The organism is Paenibacillus sp. AR247 (genome assembly GCF_002968895.1).
GTDB lineage: Bacteria > Bacillota > Bacilli > Paenibacillales > Paenibacillaceae > Paenibacillus_AQ > Paenibacillus_AQ favisporus.
The window spans coordinates 1-1,311 of the sequence record NZ_PCZT01000100.1; the positions used below are offsets into that span (position 1 = coordinate 1).

Annotated in this window: 1 protein-coding gene; it reads right to left on the reverse strand. The window is 40.1% G+C overall.

All coding sequences use genetic code 11. The features are described from left to right. Positions 1–60: 60 nt before the first annotated feature. Positions 61–981, reverse strand: a complete 921-nt coding sequence (locus CPT76_RS36265) for a LysR family transcriptional regulator (protein ID WP_105446294.1) — start codon at positions 979–981, stop codon at positions 61–63. Between the last annotated feature and the right edge of the window lie 330 nt (positions 982–1,311).

The window sequence follows — 1,311 nt, forward strand, 5'->3', positions numbered from 1 at the left end:
AGCCGAGGAGTTCGGCTGCCGTCTCCAAGCTAACGGGCAGGATAGTTTAAATAGCATGATCTACACCAGGATTTTCACGATCCCCCTGATTAGATTTAGAGTTTTTCGGGGTATACTTCTGTATTTCAGAAAATCTATAAATCGCTTGACGGCGAGTGGTGCAAATTCCTTATCTCTCATTGCAAGGCCGATCTTTCGGTAGGCCGGAACTTCGAGTTCTTTTACGATAATTCGGTAGGGAATACGCTTTAAAATAAGCTCTGGTAACATACTGATGCCTAGACCACTTTCGACCATCGACATGATGGCATAATCGTCCCATGTTGTAAACTGTACCTTTGGTGTAATCTTACATCGCTCAAATATTTCAGATATTTCAGCTTTTGCGCCTTTTTCCAAAAGCATAAATGGGTCTTCGCCTAATGCCTTGACAGGAAAACGATCGCAATCGGCCAGTGGGTGATTTTCGGGCAGAATCACAAGGAGCTTGTCCTGTTCCAAGAAAATCGTGTCCAGTTTAGACTGTGTGGGAAGCCTAAGAAAACCACAATCCACCCGCCCTTCTAAAATCCAAGCTTCAATTTCTGTGTAATCACCAAGCAACAGCTCGTAGTCAATGTTCGGAAATTCCTTTTGAAATGCTTTGATTATATTCGGGAGCCAATGGGTAGCTACACTTGAAAATGTCCCAATCCGAATTAATCCTGATTGAAGACCATGTAATTCGTCAATTTGTGTTTGTAATTTTTGATATTCATTACATACACTTTGTGCGTATGGAAGTACTTTAAACCCCTCAGAAGTCAGGCGTACGCCCGAGCGTCCACGCTCAAGAAGAGAAATATTCCATTCCGTTTCTAAATCGTGAATCATTCGGCTGATACCCGATTGTGAGTAGTTTAATGCCTCAGCTGCTTTAGTAAAGCTCCCGTATTCAACTGTTTTGATTAAAGCTAAATATTTCTGGATATTCTTATCCATTCGATTAATCTCCTTTTAACATCTGGTTTTGTCATTATACCTATGAGAAACATTTGCTTTTGTAATGATGAAACAGATGATACACTACAACCCATAAGAACTCAAATGAAAGGAAGTCTAACGATGTTTTTTATAAGCGATATCATTAAAACTGTACCAGACAGGTATCTCACGGAATTTCTCGTGTGTCATTTGCTCCGACTGAACAGTTGGAACGTATGTTATGCGTAAAAATCGGTGCTGCCACTATCTTTGGTGTCTTGATGGATAAGGATCAGGCCGTACAAATTTAAGAAAGTGAAGCGATAATAAACTAATGAAAGAAAAAAT

What these genes read in the sequence shown, in the direction of transcription:
- CPT76_RS36265 (WP_105446294.1), bottom strand. Translation starts at nt 981, where the DNA reads ATGGATAAGAATATCCAGAAATATTTAGCTTTAATCAAAACAGTTGAA.